At 63.9% G+C, this 13,278-nt stretch carries 14 protein-coding genes; 5 read left to right on the top strand and 9 right to left on the bottom strand.

Annotation, left to right across the window (positions count from 1 at the left end):
* Nucleotides 1-28: 28 nt before the first annotated feature.
* The 4 genes from B3H65_RS04705 to B3H65_RS04690 all read right to left on the bottom strand — a co-directional run bounded on the left by B3H65_RS04705 (nucleotide 29) and on the right by B3H65_RS04690 (nucleotide 4,585).
* Nucleotides 29-508, bottom strand: a complete 480-nt coding sequence (locus B3H65_RS04705) for a nucleoside deaminase (RefSeq protein WP_286684331.1) — start codon at nucleotides 506-508, stop codon at nucleotides 29-31.
* Nucleotides 509-960: 452 nt separating this feature from the next.
* Entirely contained in the window at nucleotides 961-2,187 is a 1,227-nt protein-coding gene (locus B3H65_RS04700) for an FAD-binding protein (RefSeq protein WP_286684330.1), read from the bottom strand.
* A complete protein-coding gene (locus tag B3H65_RS04695; protein ID WP_181973247.1) occupies nucleotides 2,184-2,978 on the bottom strand; it encodes an electron transfer flavoprotein subunit beta/FixA family protein in 795 nt (264 codons plus the stop codon). The genes B3H65_RS04700 and B3H65_RS04695 overlap by 4 nt, the downstream gene beginning before the upstream one ends.
* Nucleotides 2,978-4,585, bottom strand: coding sequence for an FAD-binding oxidoreductase (locus tag B3H65_RS04690; protein WP_286684329.1), 1,608 nt, complete (start codon nucleotides 4,583-4,585; stop codon nucleotides 2,978-2,980). The genes B3H65_RS04695 and B3H65_RS04690 overlap by 1 nt, the downstream gene beginning before the upstream one ends.
* A 315-nt stretch (nucleotides 4,586-4,900) precedes the next feature.
* Between B3H65_RS04690 and B3H65_RS04685 the strand changes: the two genes are divergently transcribed.
* The 4 genes from B3H65_RS04685 to B3H65_RS04670 all read left to right on the top strand — a co-directional run bounded on the left by B3H65_RS04685 (nucleotide 4,901) and on the right by B3H65_RS04670 (nucleotide 7,627).
* Nucleotides 4,901-5,146, top strand: a complete 246-nt coding sequence (locus B3H65_RS04685; RefSeq protein WP_009142155.1) for a hypothetical protein — start codon at nucleotides 4,901-4,903, stop codon at nucleotides 5,144-5,146.
* A 94-nt stretch (nucleotides 5,147-5,240) separates the two neighbouring features.
* On the top strand, nucleotides 5,241-5,954 hold the full coding sequence (locus B3H65_RS04680; RefSeq protein WP_286684328.1) for a DUF554 domain-containing protein: 714 nt from the start codon (nucleotides 5,241-5,243) through the stop codon (nucleotides 5,952-5,954).
* Between the two features lie 116 nt (nucleotides 5,955-6,070).
* Nucleotides 6,071-7,126: a DUF1385 domain-containing protein gene (locus B3H65_RS04675; RefSeq protein ID WP_286684327.1), complete on the top strand. Its 1,056-nt coding sequence runs from the start codon at nucleotides 6,071-6,073 to the stop codon at nucleotides 7,124-7,126.
* 120 nt (nucleotides 7,127-7,246) lie between these two features.
* Nucleotides 7,247-7,627: a hypothetical protein gene (locus B3H65_RS04670; protein WP_286684326.1), complete on the top strand. Its 381-nt coding sequence runs from the start codon at nucleotides 7,247-7,249 to the stop codon at nucleotides 7,625-7,627.
* 44 nt (nucleotides 7,628-7,671) lie between these two features.
* Here B3H65_RS04670 and B3H65_RS04665 read toward each other — a convergent pair whose 3' ends face one another.
* Nucleotides 7,672-7,836, bottom strand: coding sequence for a hypothetical protein (locus B3H65_RS04665; protein ID WP_009142151.1), 165 nt, complete (start codon nucleotides 7,834-7,836; stop codon nucleotides 7,672-7,674).
* A 228-nt stretch (nucleotides 7,837-8,064) separates the two neighbouring features.
* Here B3H65_RS04665 and B3H65_RS04660 point away from each other — a divergent pair, with 228 nt between their 5' ends.
* Nucleotides 8,065-9,561 carry an alpha-amylase family glycosyl hydrolase gene (locus B3H65_RS04660; RefSeq protein ID WP_286684325.1) on the top strand — a complete coding sequence of 499 codons (1,497 nt, stop codon included), beginning with the start codon at nucleotides 8,065-8,067 and terminating at the stop codon, nucleotides 9,559-9,561.
* A 12-nt stretch (nucleotides 9,562-9,573) separates the two neighbouring features.
* Here B3H65_RS04660 and bsh read toward each other — a convergent pair whose 3' ends face one another.
* The 4 genes from bsh to B3H65_RS04640 all read right to left on the bottom strand — a co-directional run bounded on the left by bsh (nucleotide 9,574) and on the right by B3H65_RS04640 (nucleotide 13,217).
* Nucleotides 9,574-10,518: a choloylglycine hydrolase gene (gene bsh, locus B3H65_RS04655; protein ID WP_286684324.1), complete on the bottom strand. Its 945-nt coding sequence runs from the start codon at nucleotides 10,516-10,518 to the stop codon at nucleotides 9,574-9,576.
* Nucleotides 10,519-10,652: 134 nt separating this feature from the next.
* Nucleotides 10,653-11,411 carry a class I SAM-dependent methyltransferase gene (locus B3H65_RS04650; RefSeq protein ID WP_270481200.1) on the bottom strand — a complete coding sequence of 253 codons (759 nt, stop codon included), beginning with the start codon at nucleotides 11,409-11,411 and terminating at the stop codon, nucleotides 10,653-10,655.
* A 27-nt stretch (nucleotides 11,412-11,438) separates the two neighbouring features.
* Nucleotides 11,439-12,368 carry a patatin-like phospholipase family protein gene (locus B3H65_RS04645; RefSeq protein ID WP_286684323.1) on the bottom strand — a complete coding sequence of 310 codons (930 nt, stop codon included), beginning with the start codon at nucleotides 12,366-12,368 and terminating at the stop codon, nucleotides 11,439-11,441.
* A gap of 18 nt (nucleotides 12,369-12,386) precedes the next feature.
* Entirely contained in the window at nucleotides 12,387-13,217 is an 831-nt protein-coding gene (locus tag B3H65_RS04640; protein ID WP_286684322.1) for a type III pantothenate kinase, read from the bottom strand.
* Between the last annotated feature and the right edge of the window lie 61 nt (nucleotides 13,218-13,278).

Below are 13,278 nucleotides of genomic sequence, written 5' to 3'. Positions count from 1 at the left end.
CGGGCAAACATGCGCCGGGCCATTCAAACTAGTCCCAATAGCCCTCGTGCACGGCGGCAGCCTCGACCTCGACCTCGGGGAAGGGGCCCACGACCTCGATCTTTTTCTGACCGCATGCGAAGACGTTGCGACACGGCAGGTCGAACGTGGGGTTCTGCTCGTTAGAACCGGTGAGCTCGAGCAGGCGACGCTCCGTCATGCCGTATACCACGCGGCCGATGTTCGCCCAGTAGATGGCGCCGGCGCACATAGCGCACGGCTCCGCGGTGGTGTACAGGGTGCAATCCCACAAAAACGCCTTGGAGTACTCATGGGACGCGCGCGCCGCGAGCGTCGCCTCGGCATGGCCGGTGCAGACCTTCTCGGTGATCTCGATGTTCTCCTGCTCCATCAAGATGTTGTCGTCCTTATCGACCAACAGGGCGCCAAACGGCGTGTTGCCGTGGGTGCGGGAATCCTTGGAAATCTCGATGCAGCGGCGAAGGTAAAACTCGTGGGACTGGTACATGGTCGGTCTCCTCCCCATCCATTGTTGATAGGTAGTAGGTAATAGGTATTACCTTTATACAGAATCAAGTGTGAGCAAATACTGGGCGCCGTCATCTTTCCTGCAAAGGAGCAGATTTCACGCGCCAACGGTATCGAGCAAAAGAGCGGGGACTCGAGCCTGATGTTAATACGGGTCGTATTGCTTTTTCGGCACCGAGATTAATAATCGGTGCCGGAGCGACCATGCAAGAGAATCGGGTGCGTTCGTCTCGGCACCCGATCTCAAACTCGGGGACGGAACGGACGCCTGCGCGCTCGGGAACGCCCGTCTCGGCACCCGATTTGAAACCGGGTACCGAGACGGACCTTCGCCACCGCATAGAAAGGGCGGACGAAAAACTCGACCGCCCTTGATGATCTTATTTGTACCGCAGGGCCTTCGCCCTACCCTATCCGGGCCCGGCGCCACGCCTAAGCCTGAAGCCTCGCCGTCAGCTCGCGGGCGACCTCCACGCAATCGCCCACCACGCGATAGGTGGCGGATCCAAAGATGGGGGCGTCCGGATCCTCGTTGACAGCGATCACGGTCTGCGCGCCGCCCGTTCCCGCCACATGCTGGATAGCGCCGGAGACACCCAGGCTGATGAGGAGCTTGGGAGATACGGACACACCGGTCTGTCCCACTTGGTGCCAGTACTCCAACCAACCGGACTCCACCAAGGGGCGCGTGCAGCCAAGCTTGCCACCCAGAGCATCTGCCAGCCGCTGAGCAACCGCTAGGTTCTTTTTGGAACCGATGCCGCGACCCGCTACCACCAATACATCGGCGTCCGTGATGACGTCCGTCGCGCCGGCATGCTCGATGGCATCCACGCGCACGCTCGGCCGCCAGGCGTCGGCCAGGGCGACTTGGGTGATGCGGCCGCGCTCGGCATGCAAAGCATCTACTTGGGGAGCAGCGAAGATGCCCGGGCGAACGGTGGCCATCTGGGGGCGATGCTGCGGGCATTCGATGGTGGCCATGAGGTTGCCACCAAAAGCAGGGCGCGTCTGCTGCAATAGGCCCGTGGCGGGATCGATGTCGAGAACCGTGCAGTCCGCGGTAAGGCCCGTTTGCAGCCGGACGGCCACGCCCGGCGCGAGCTCTCGTCCAAATGCGGTGGCGCCGTACAAGACGATCTCCGGTTTGCGCTCGCCCGCCATATCGCAGATCCAATGCGCGTAGACCCGCGCATCCAAGGTTGCCAGGCGGTCATCGCGGCACAGCAAGACCTCGTCCGCACCTGCCGCGAGCAGCGCTGGAGCCTGGTCTTGCGGGGCGGCGGCGCCCTGGCCCAGCAGGGCGACAACACGGCAGCCGCGAATAGCCGCGAGCTCGCGGGCGCGGCCCAGCAACTCGAACGCCACGGGAAGCGCGCGGCCCGTCTGGTCGACCTGCGCGAACACCCAAACATCCTTATAAGCCGCCAGGCGGCTTGCGCGTTGCTGCGGGGTCTCGTCCCCATCCTCATCGCGCGCGATGGAAATCGCCTTCTTGGGGCATGCCTGCACGCACGCGCCGCACAGGATGCACCCATCGGTGGCGTGGGCGAAGCGGTTGGGGCGCTCGCCCTCCACAACGATACCGGCGTTGCCGCACGCCTTGACGCACAGGCCGCAGCCTATGCACAGGTCTCTATCTACCAGCAAGCCACTCATAGCGACATCCCCTCAATCAGCTGGGCCAAAGCGCATGCCTGCTCGGCCGCATCGCCCGGAACGGTCACGGCGCCGTCGGCGCGATCGGGAACAAACGACCTCACCACCTGCGTGGGAGACCCGCTCAAACCAATGCGGCGCGCGTCCGACGCGGAGCGCTTCGCGTCGAGAACCTCGATCGAGACCCCCTCCGCCGCCATGATGCCGGCGATGCTGGGCATACGCAAATCGGCGATGTCCTTGGACACCGTCAGCACGGCGGGAAGCGGCACGGCCAGCGACGCCACGCCGCGATCGGTGTTAGCGCGCACGCATGCGCACATCGGTTCCAACCCGCGAACCTCGACAACATCGGTCGCGCACGGCCACTCAAACGTGCCTGCAAGTTCGGGACCGATCTGGGCCGTGTCGCCGTCGACGGCCATCTTTCCGCACAAGATGAGATCGGCGCCGCCCAACGCCTCGATACCGCGTGACAGCGCGTAGGTGGTCGCCAGCGTATCCGCTCCGGCAAAGGCGCGGTCGCTCAGCAGCAATCCATCGTCCGCGCCGCGGGCGATGCAATCGCGCAGCAAATCCGCCGTGGCGGGAATGCCCATGGACAGAACGCTCACTCGCACGTCCGCCGGCTCCGCGGCGGCATCCTTGATGCGAAGGGCCGTCTCCAGCGCGGAGGCGTCGAACGGGTTGATAACCGCCTGCCCTCCGTCGCGGACGATGGTATTGGTCTTGGGGTCCATCTTGACCTCGGTGCTGCCGGGCACCGCTTTGACGCACACAACGATATGCATCACAGCTCGCCTCCCTTCGCGCGGGCGACGGCCGCGTCGAGCTCGTCCTCGTCAAACAGGTTGCCGCGACCCAAGATTCCCTGGGGGTCCAGCGCCGCCTTGGTATTAGCCATCTGAGCGATCGCCTGGTCGCCGTACATGATGCGCAAGAAGTCCCGCTTGATCTTGCCCACGCCATGCTCTGCGGAAACCGCGCCGCCCATCGCGGTCACCTCGCGCGCCCACTGGGCGAATAGGCGCTTGCCCGCCGCGTACTCCTGCGCGCTGCGCGGCAAGATATTCACGTGTAGGTGGTTGTTTCCAATGTGGCCCCACGCCGCAGACTGCAGGCCCGCCTGAGCAAGCGTGTCGCGGTACAACGCCACCACCTCATGCAGCCGCTCGTTGGGAACGGACATATCGGAGCCAAGCTTGGTAATCGAGAGGTCGGTACGCCTGCGCTCGTCGATCAGCATGTTGACGCTCTCCGGTACGGCGTGGCGGAAGAAGCGCTGGCGCTCGCGGTCCACGTCCGTACGGGCGACCCAAGTATAAGCGGGGCTCGACCCGCACTGGTCCAAAAGATCGCCCAACAGGTGCAGGTCCGCAGCAGCTTGGCCGGCATCATCGCACTCGAGCTCCACGTACACGCAGGCGGCATAGGACTTTGGCACCGCAGGCAGGGACGAGAAGGCAGCGGAGCGCTCGCGCTGGGAACGCAGCACGTCGAGCGCGTCGCCATCGAAATACTCCAGCGCCGCGGCGCGAGGAAGCCTGTCGCGCATAGCGATGGTTGCGTTGAGCGCGGACTTCTCGTCCATAAAAAAGCAGTTGACGCCCCAGGTGAGTGCCGGCAACGCGGATAGGCGCAGCTCCAACTGGGTAATGACGCCCAGGGTACCGTCCGACCCTATGAACAGGTCGACGGCGTCCATGTTGTCCTCTACGTAATAGCCAGAAGCATTCTTGCTCGCCGGCATGGCATAGGCGGGCAGGGGCACCGAAATGCAGCGCCCGCCCACGGTTTCAAGCGTAAGCGCACGTCCGCGCGCGTGGGCCTCGCCTCGTTTGAGCGCCACCACGTCGCCATCAGCCAGCACCACGCGCAACGCGCTCACGTGCGGACGCATGGGACCGTAGCGGTAGCTGCGCGCACCGGAGGCGTTGCACGCCGCCATGCCGCCCAGGCAGGCGGAGGCCTCCGTGGGATCCGTGGGGAAAAACTGGGTGGGCGCGGCGTAGAGCTGCTCGAGCACCTCTAGGTCCTCATCCGCCCAACCCGTGCAGGGAACGGTTTTATTTGCCAGGTACTTGCGCAGCTCCGACAAGATGACGCCGGGCTGCACCGTGAGGTAGAACGTGCCGTCCCCACCGCGGTGCGCGCCCAGGCAGCGGTTCATGTGGGACAGGTTCATCACGTGCCCACCGTGCGGCACCGCGCCCGCGGCCAGGCCCGTACGAGCCCCCTGCACGGTCACGGCGGTGCCGGAAGCCGCCAGCTTGGAAAGAATCGCGGAGACCTCGTCCTCCGTCGTCGGAAACGAGATGCTCTCCGCCTCGCCCTGGACACGCGACTCGTCACGGCGGTACTCGTCATAATCCGCACCAAACGCTTGTATTTGCTGCATGCGCGGCTCATCCCCCGTTCTTTTGCCTTTATCTCGATAGAGTGCATCCAGCAATTATGCCTGAACCCCGGGCATCGCGCGCACGCGCGACGGATTATGTCAAGCACGTGAACTCGCACGGCCACCAAAGGAAAAGGGCAGATTGCGCATGTTTTATGTGCGTTCCATCCGCAACGTCACACCCCCAGGGGGTGCCATGCTGCCCTGTGCAGATTTGGACGAGGTTTGGGGGAGATTAACCGTGCGCAAGGACAGGTAGGGTATTCCGCACCGGGGGCAACCATAGCCCCGCCACGCCAACCGATGGGAGAAATCATGGCGCTCTACCTGCCCGATCTACACGTTGCCTTTGAAGTGACCGATGACCCCGCCAGCGCGCCCGTTGACGCCAGCGCGTTTCCGGGCCTCACCACCATCCACGTCACTGCAAACCAACTCGATGACCCCGGGCTTCTTGCCAAGGCGATAGAGCGGGCGCAGACCGGCCGCGGCCTGCCGTCCCCAGCCGGCGCGCAGAAAGCCGCCCTCCAAGCAGTGCGGGCGGCCTCGAGACTGCGCTAGCCCGGCTTGAGTTTGCTACCATCTCATTGAATGAATACGGGCGCCGCACCAACGTTTGGCAGCGGCGCTCCATTTGGATGGGAGCAGTCCGCACATGATCGGTCTTGGCACGCTTATCAACACCGCCTTGGTTGTCGCCGGCGGCATCGCCGGCATGCTTTTTGGCAGGTTCATCACCCCGCGCTTGCAAGACGGCCTTATGAAGGCGACGGCCTTGAGCGTGCTTTTTGTGGGACTCGCCGGCGCTCTTGGCGGCATGCTCTCCGTTGCCGACGGCAAGCTGGTAAGCGGCGGCACCGCTATGATCGTGGTGTCGCTGGCTGCCGGAGCGCTTGTGGGCGAGTGGATCAACCTGGAGCACCAGATTGGCCGCTTTGGCGAATGGCTCAAATATAAGACGGGCAGCGCGGGAGATTCCTCATTTGTAGACGCCTTTGCCACGGCGTCGCTCACGGTGAGCATAGGCGCCATGGCGATTGTGGGATCCATCCAAGACGGCATCAACGCCGACCCTTCCACCCTCATCCTCAAAGGCGCCATCGACGCGCTGCTTGTTTGCATTATGACGGCGTCTATGGGCAAGGGCTGCATCTTCTCCGCCATACCCGTCTTTATATTCGAGGGGTCGCTCACCCTGCTCGCGCGCCTGATCAAGCCCATCATGTCCGCCGCGGCTATTGCCAACCTCTCCACCGTGGGCGCAATCCTCATCTTCTGCGTGGGTGTAAACCTCATCTGGGAGCGGACCTTCAAAGTTGCCAACTTATTGCCCGCCGTGGTGGTTGCGGTTCTCTTCGCCCTGTTCTAGCCGCACCCACCCCTAGTTGCGGTATGGTTGATGGCACCGCTTTGGCTCCGCAACGCCAAAGCCACCCTGACCGCCAACGCATATGCGCGTTGATATGCAAGAGTATGGAGACCACCATGAGCGCACGCACCAACGAGGGCACAGCAGAAGACGGCGAGCTGTTTCGCACCCACATTGGAGGCTCTGCCGTGATCGAGGGCGTCATGATGCGGGGCAAGCTCAACTGGGCCGTCGCCGTGCGCCAGGACAACGGGCAGATCTACACCGAAGCGCATGACCTTCCCGACCCCGCCGGCCGCCCTGGTTGGTGGTCCTGGCCGCTGGTGCGCGGCTGCGTCTCTTTTGTTCAGTCCATGCAGCTCTCGCTGAAAGCCATGAACATCGCCGCGGAGCACGCATATCCGGATGAGGACGGAGCCGACGATGCCGGCGCATGCGCCAAGGATGATACGGACGATGGCATGCATCTGGATGTTCTCATCGCAAGCGCGGTGGGCGCCGTGGTGGGCGTGGGCGTCTTTTTAGCGCTGCCGGTCTTTTTATCGAACCTCATCATGGGCGAGCTCACGCCGGAAAACTCCGTTGCCTGGAATCTGGTCGAGGCGCTGGCGCGCATCGCCTTGCTGGTTGGCTATATCTGGCTGTGCGGCCGTTTTCCGGAGATGGCTCGCGTCTTTGGCTACCATGGCGCCGAGCACCAGACCATCCACTGCTACGAGCACGGCGACGCCCTCACGCCCCAAAACGCCGCGCGCTACTCGCGCCTGCACGTGCGTTGCGGCACCGCCTTCCTTGTCATGACCGTCACCATCGCCATCATCGTCCACTCATTGGTGCCCGTGGCGCAGCTGGCGGACGCGTGGGGCATCCAGGGGATTGCCCGCAACCTTTTTATCTTCGCGTCGCGTTTGGTGATGCTGCCCCTAGTCGCCGGCGCATCCTACGAAGTCACCGTGAAATGGGCCGGCGCGCACCCCGATAACCCCCTGGTCAAGATTGTGCTATGGCCCGGCATGCAGATGCAGCGCATCACCACCAACGTAGCGGACCAGGGCATGCTCGAATGCGCGATCGCCGCCCTTGAGCTTGTGCGCGACCGCGAGATAGAAGCGGGCCTGGACACCGCCGACTCGCCCGCCGACGCATCTGGCATGGGATGCTCCTGCCAATAGGGCGTTGTGGGAAAGTTATGCACGGTAAACTTTCTTCTACTGGCATATTTGTTTTATATGGTTAACTTTCTTGGCCGATTAGCGGGTGCATTGTGCGCCCCTTTCAAGAAAGGATGCCGTATGAAACCCGTCCTTATTATCGAGATCGCCTCTGCCCTAGTCGCCCTTGGCGCTTTGGCGACGCTTGTCATCCAGGCGGTCCGCGCGAAGCTGAAGTCAGGCGGGGACTCTGTTGGGCTGGGCCGCGGACACGTCGCAATCGGCAGGGTGCTGCTCGCCGCCTCTTCCGTCCACGGCTTGGCCGCCATGGCCTACGGCTCCGGCGCACGACCAGAGGCCTATGCGCTGGGCTGGGCGTCGCTCGCCCTCTTCGCGCTGTCCGGCGCTTGCATGCACCCAAGCGTCAAATGCCGCCTAAACTCCCCCGTCACCGCGCATGCAACGTTGTTTGCCATGGGCATTGTCCTGTTTATCATGCACGCTGTAGCGGGCAGGCTCTAGCGCGCAGACGCCCCGGCGCACCCTGCATCCGGCTCGAAGCCGTCTTAGCCGCGCTTTGATCCCTGGCGGCAGATGCCGCCCTTGTGGCCGCACGCCTTGTTGGGGCCCATGCCCTTGGAGGCGCGCACGTTGTGAAGCGGCGCCGCGCGAAACGCCGCCTTCTTGGCTGCCAGCGCCTGCATCTGCCTTTGGTCGAATGCCTTAGCCATGAACCCTCGCCCTTTCTCGTCCGCCTTATCCGCCGCGTGCGTCACCGTCCTCCGCGTCGATGCGCCGCCATGCCCTGTAACGGTACCACCTATTGCGCCGCTGGGCGATATGCGCCGTCCGCGCCCGTGCGGGCGAACTATCCTTAAGCATACAGGCACCACCGGCCCGGGCCAGCAAGCGAAAGCCATGCCGCGCATTGCGCCCCGGCGACTCTAGGGAGACTTCTTATGTGGGCATTCGACACCACCTTGTATCAGATCTATCCGCTGGGCATGCTCGGCTGCCCCTTTGACGCCCCCGCCATCGATGATGACGCCGCGCAGGAAGAGCAGGCGTCGCTGCATCGCGTACGGCACTTGATTGACTGGACATCCTATCTGGGCAAGCTGGGCGTGGGCGCCATTTTGCTCAACCCGGTCTTCTCCTCTGATACGCACGGATACAACACACGCGACATGCTGACCATCGACTGCCGACTGGGTACCAACCAAGACTTTAAAGAGACGGTCGACGCGCTGCACGCCTGCGGGGTGCGCGTGGTTCTGGACGCGGTATTCAACCACGTGGGACGCGGCTTTTGGGCCTTTCGAGACGTGCAGGAGAAACGCTGGGAGTCTCCCTATAAAGACTGGTTCAACATCAGCTTTGACGGCGATACCCACTTTGGCGACGGCTTTTGGTACGAGGGCTGGGAGGGCAACCAGGACCTGGTGAAGCTCAACCTGCGCAACCCCGCCGTCATCGATTACCTGCTCGACGCCGTGCGCATGTGGAAGCGCGAGCTGGGCGTGGACGGCCTGCGCCTTGATGTCGCCTACAGCCTGGACCGCGACTTTGTGAAGCGCCTGCACCAAGTAGCGGGAGAGCTGGGGGCAGAGCCCCGCTTTGACGGCGAGGCGGGCGACGGTTTTCCGTTGATCGGCGAGGTGCTGCACGGCGACTACAACCTTATCGTTAATGACGAGATGCTGGACTCGTGCACCAACTACGAATGCTATAAGGGCCTGTACTCCAGCTTCAACTCCATGAACATGTTTGAGATCGCCCACTCGCTGCACCGCCAGTTTGGCGGCGATCCCTGGTGCATATACCGCGGCAAGCACCTGGTGAGCTTTGCGGACAACCACGATGTAACGCGTCTGGCAAGCATCCTTACCTGCACAGAGCACCTCCGCGGGGCCTATGGCGTTCTTTTTGGCATGCCGGGCATCCCGTGCCTGTACTACGGCAGCGAATGGGGCCAGCTGGGCCAAAAGGGCACGGGCTACCTGGCAGACGTGGAGATTCGCCCGCAGCTTGACGCGCCGGCGGCAGACGCCCTGGAGCACCTAGCCGCAGGCTGGGAAGGCGGCGGCGCCCCCAACCAGCTCACCGCATACATCTGCGAGCTCAACCACGTTCGCCGCGCATCGCGGGCGCTGTGCCATGGCACGTATCGCAACGTGGTGATCACCAACAAGCAACTGCTGTTTGAGCGCGACGCCGCCGCGGAGGGCGAACAGGCGCCCGAGCGCGTGCTTGTTGCCGTCAACGCCGAGGACTGCCCATTCACCCTGAACGATGGAACGCTCAACGGACGCTTTGAGGTACTTCTGGCAAGCGCACCGTGCGCCGACGACCCCAACGCCGCGCCAGATTATCCGCAAACGGGAGACCTTTTGGAACTTGAGGGGTCGCTGACGCTACTTCCCTACGGCGTCATGTATCTCAGGCGGACGATGTAGCGGCGCGGGGACCTACGCCTCGATGACTGCATCGCCCGTCTGGGGATACTCGTCCAAACGGTAAGAGCGAATCGATACGTCCTCGTACGTATTGAAGTAATACGTACGGGTAGCCGACGAGAAGCATCCGGTATAGAGCGTCTTTTCAGTCTTGCCGTCACGTGCCATCGCGCTACCCTCGACCATCGCTACCTGGGAAAGCGAATGGAACATGCGGCTCACGTTGGCGGCCTCCCGCTCCTTTTGAGGATAATTGGCGTTTACGTACGCGGCGCGGACAAAGCGCGAAGGGGACGTGTAGTCGCCGGGAAGCCCGCGCTGGGCGGCACCAGCGCCAAACGGGGCGAGCGGGCGCCCAAAGGACCCCTCGCCGCCCCACGCGTTGGAAACGTTGAGATAGTTGCGAAGGTTCTCGGCATGCCAGCTGTAACCGGGCTGGTTCGCCAAAACATCCACCGGATTATCGAAGACCTGCATACCCGCATCGGTATACTCCACCACGACCGAGCGCGTGCGATCCGCCACGATCCAATGCAGCAGGGCGGAAGGCCACTGGGGAGCGATGGGCTCGTCCACGATCGCCGTGGTTTGGAGGGCATCGACGACCTGGTCGACGCTTTCGAAGTTGGCGCAGACCCAAAGTGGGAACTCCCAGGCGGATACGTTGGTCTTCCCCTCCTGCGGCGCGCTTTCATACCCGGCGTACCCGGGGAAGTTGAGGCCGGCGACCGCGAGCCCGGCATCGTTGCCGGCATCGAACAGCATGGGCTGCCCCTGTTCCACCAAACCCATGCCTATGAGCGCATGGGAGCATTCGGCCGTCGCCCCAAAGGGGGAAGCCGGCTTGAAACCGCGGGGAATCACCAGCACGCGCTCGCCATAGTCGAATGTCCAGTCGAGATTTCTGCCGAAGAACATGTTGCCTTCGGTATCGTTGAACCGCATACCCGTGCACATGGGGATAGTCCTCTCACTCGATCGCGCCCGCGGGCGCGCGGCAAACCAAAGCCTGCATGGATATGTACCCCCGCCCCGCCCGCGTACGCCCTCCGCGGCGCCTATCCATAGGGCAAGCAGATTAAGGGGCGAGCTTAAGGGCGCGGGGGCACGATGCAGTCGTAGCGCACAGCCTTGCCCGCAACCGTATGACTTGGCTTGACGCCGGCAAGATACGGGCCCTTGACCGGGCGCTTGACGACAACCTTGCGCGGATGCGCCAGCAAGGCCGCGCGAAGCAACTCTTCCTGGTCCTCGCATGGGCTTTCGAGATGATGGAGCAGCTGAAACTTCTTCTTAACCGCAGCGCTCTTGGTGCGCTCGGGGAACATGGGGTCGAGATAGACCACATCGGGCGCGGGGGAGATCATGGGAAGCGCGGCGATGCTGTCCGCGCGCACCAGCGTCATGCGGGCGACGAGCCCCTCCAGGCGGGGATCGGTTGCGGCGCGGTCCAGGGCGTCTTGCAGCAACGCCGCGATCACCGGATCGCTCTCGAACATGGTGACGGTAAAGCCCGCGGCGGCCAGGAGCAGGGAATCCTGTCCCAGGCCCGCCGTCGCATCGACCGCCGTGGGCGAGACGGCGCCTTTGATCTTGGCAGCGCGCACCAAAAGCTCTCGCGACAGGTTCGCCTGCTTGAGGCGCGGAAGCATATCGGCAAAGTCGCCCCGCAGCACCATGCCGTCGCGTTCGAGCGAAAGGCCGCCCTCGTCCAACCGCAGCGCCAAGGCACCGTCCGGAGCGCCTTCAGCGATCTTGGCCCCGGTCGCGGCGGCAACGGAGGCGACGCGCTCTGAATCGGCCCCTTTGGACGCGACCAGCAGAAGCGGTACCTGGAGAGTTTCGATCATCATCGTCCTTTCATGGTGCGCATGGGGCTAGCGTGCGAGATACGCCAGCAGGTCCCCGTAGGTCGCCTCGCCGTCGCGGCGCCCCACCTGGTAGATGTCCTCGAGCTCCTGCGGGTCCTTGATCACCGCCGGCGCCTTCACCGACTCGCTGGGCCTGATGACAAAGAGATCCCCCGCCGCCTCGCGCTCGGCGACGTCGTCAAGCTGCGCGTTATAGCGCTCGTGGCGCCCCTCGAGCAGCTCGACCACGCGGGGGCAGCCCCGTAGCGCGCGGCGGATCACCGGCATGAGCTTTTGGGGCTGTTTGCGAAAACCCTTAGGCTGGGTGAGCACGGCAACCTGCTTGGCGTAGCCCTGCGACGCCATCCATGCCACGGGGATGGGATCCGCCGCGCCGCCGTCCAGCAACCGCAACATGCGTCCCTCGTGTTCAAGCTCCACGGGGCGGGACACCACGGGGATGGAGGCGGACGCGCGAATCCAATCGATATCGACCACATCGCCGCCATGAAGATCACGGTAAACGGGACGCCCGGTTTCCACATCCGTGCACACCACGGTGAAGCGCATGGGGTTGGACGAGAAGGCCTTGGTATCGAATACGTCGAGCTTCAACGGCACCTCGCGATAAGCGAAGTCGCGGCTGTAAAGGTCGCCCGTCTTGAGCAGCACGCGCAGGCCCGCGTAGCGCGGATCCGTGCAGAAGCGCTTGTTATAGCGAACCGCACGGCCTATCTGGCGGGATTTGTAGTTGCAGCCAAACGCCGCACCTGCGGAAACGCCCACCATGGCATCGACCTCAAGGCCGTGCTCCATCCACACATCGAGCACGCCCGCGGTATACATGCCGCGAAAGCCGCCGCCCTCGAGCACCACGCCGACTGTCTTAGCATGCTCGCGCACGGAAGGCGCGAAGGGCGCAGTCGGGGCAGCTGCAAGCTCGTCGTTATTTTCCATATGCATCTCCGTCATATCTCAATCGCATCGCTTCCGCGAGCGCGGGGCAGCGCCATGCGCCCAGATACGGTAAAGCCCGCGCAGGGTCAGGGTGTTGTCCACAACCACCGCATGGGCCAGCAGCGGCGCCAAACCGGACGCGCCGTCTCCGGTGATAACCACCGGGGCCTCCTGCCCCAGCTCCGCCATAACCGCGTCAAGCAACCCGTCCACACGAGCGACCTCTCCCAGCACCACGCCGGACTGCATCGCGGCACGGGTGTTGCGACCTATAACGCCCGCCGGGGCCCGCAGCTCGATCACCGGCAGGCGTGCCGCCGCTGCCGCGAGCGACCGCGCGCCCAAAGCGACGCCCGGGGCGATCACGCCGCCCGCGAAGGCACCGTCCCCATCGATGACCTCGATGTTGGTGGTGGTGCCAAGGTCCACTACGACCACGGGCGAACCGTAGGCGTCGCGGGCCGCCACGGCGTCCGCCACGCGGTCGGCGCCCACCTCGGACGGATCGTCGATACGCATGCGAAGTCCGCTCTTGAGACCGGGCCCCACCACGTAGACGCGGCCCTCGCAAACGCGGGACAGCGCCGTGCGCCACGCGTCCGTAAGCGACGGCACCACGCTGGCAAGGATGGCCTCGGAAGGAGTAGCGACGCCCAACATCGCCAGGGCGTGGGAGATATGCGAGAACGCCTCGTCCGCGGTAAGCGCCGCAGGCGTGGTGATGTCCCAAGTACCCAGGAGCTCCTCGTCCAAAAACGCGCCCAAACGCGTGGTGGTGTTGCCAAGGTCAACGGCCAGCAGGGTGCAGGGGCGAAACGCATCCCTAGACGCGCCCGTTATGTGCTCCATATGGGGTCTCCAAACATATATCGACGCGGGGGCCGAATAACGGCGCCGCGCGAGGGGTCGA

Origin of the sequence: Collinsella sp. UBA1693 (genome assembly GCF_002320115.1) — a bacterium.
In the GTDB taxonomy this organism is placed as follows: domain Bacteria; phylum Actinomycetota; class Coriobacteriia; order Coriobacteriales; family Coriobacteriaceae; genus Collinsella; species Collinsella tanakaei.
Note: the sequence above shows the minus strand (reverse complement) of the source record. Positions and strands in the feature narration are given on the sequence as shown.

Coding starts and splice junctions, on each gene's coding strand:
- B3H65_RS04705 (WP_286684331.1), bottom strand. CDS start 508: ATGTACCAGTCCCACGAGTTTTACCTTCGCCGCTGCATCGAGATTTCC.
- B3H65_RS04640 (WP_286684322.1), bottom strand. CDS start 13,217: ATGGAGCACATAACGGGCGCGTCTAGGGATGCGTTTCGCCCCTGCACC.
- B3H65_RS04670 (WP_286684326.1), top strand. CDS start 7,247: ATGAAACCCGTCCTTATTATCGAGATCGCCTCTGCCCTAGTCGCCCTT.
- B3H65_RS04675 (WP_286684327.1), top strand. CDS start 6,071: ATGAGCGCACGCACCAACGAGGGCACAGCAGAAGACGGCGAGCTGTTT.
- B3H65_RS04660 (WP_286684325.1), top strand. CDS start 8,065: ATGTGGGCATTCGACACCACCTTGTATCAGATCTATCCGCTGGGCATG.
- B3H65_RS04645 (WP_286684323.1), bottom strand. CDS start 12,368: ATGGAAAATAACGACGAGCTTGCAGCTGCCCCGACTGCGCCCTTCGCG.
- B3H65_RS04695 (WP_181973247.1), bottom strand. CDS start 2,978: ATGCATATCGTTGTGTGCGTCAAAGCGGTGCCCGGCAGCACCGAGGTC.
- B3H65_RS04680 (WP_286684328.1), top strand. CDS start 5,241: ATGATCGGTCTTGGCACGCTTATCAACACCGCCTTGGTTGTCGCCGGC.
- B3H65_RS04700 (WP_286684330.1), bottom strand. CDS start 2,187: ATGAGTGGCTTGCTGGTAGATAGAGACCTGTGCATAGGCTGCGGCCTG.
- B3H65_RS04665 (WP_009142151.1), bottom strand. CDS start 7,836: ATGGCTAAGGCATTCGACCAAAGGCAGATGCAGGCGCTGGCAGCCAAG.
- B3H65_RS04690 (WP_286684329.1), bottom strand. CDS start 4,585: ATGCAGCAAATACAAGCGTTTGGTGCGGATTATGACGAGTACCGCCGT.
- B3H65_RS04685 (WP_009142155.1), top strand. CDS start 4,901: ATGGCGCTCTACCTGCCCGATCTACACGTTGCCTTTGAAGTGACCGAT.
- B3H65_RS04650 (WP_270481200.1), bottom strand. CDS start 11,411: ATGATCGAAACTCTCCAGGTACCGCTTCTGCTGGTCGCGTCCAAAGGG.
- bsh (WP_286684324.1), bottom strand. CDS start 10,518: ATGTGCACGGGTATGCGGTTCAACGATACCGAAGGCAACATGTTCTTC.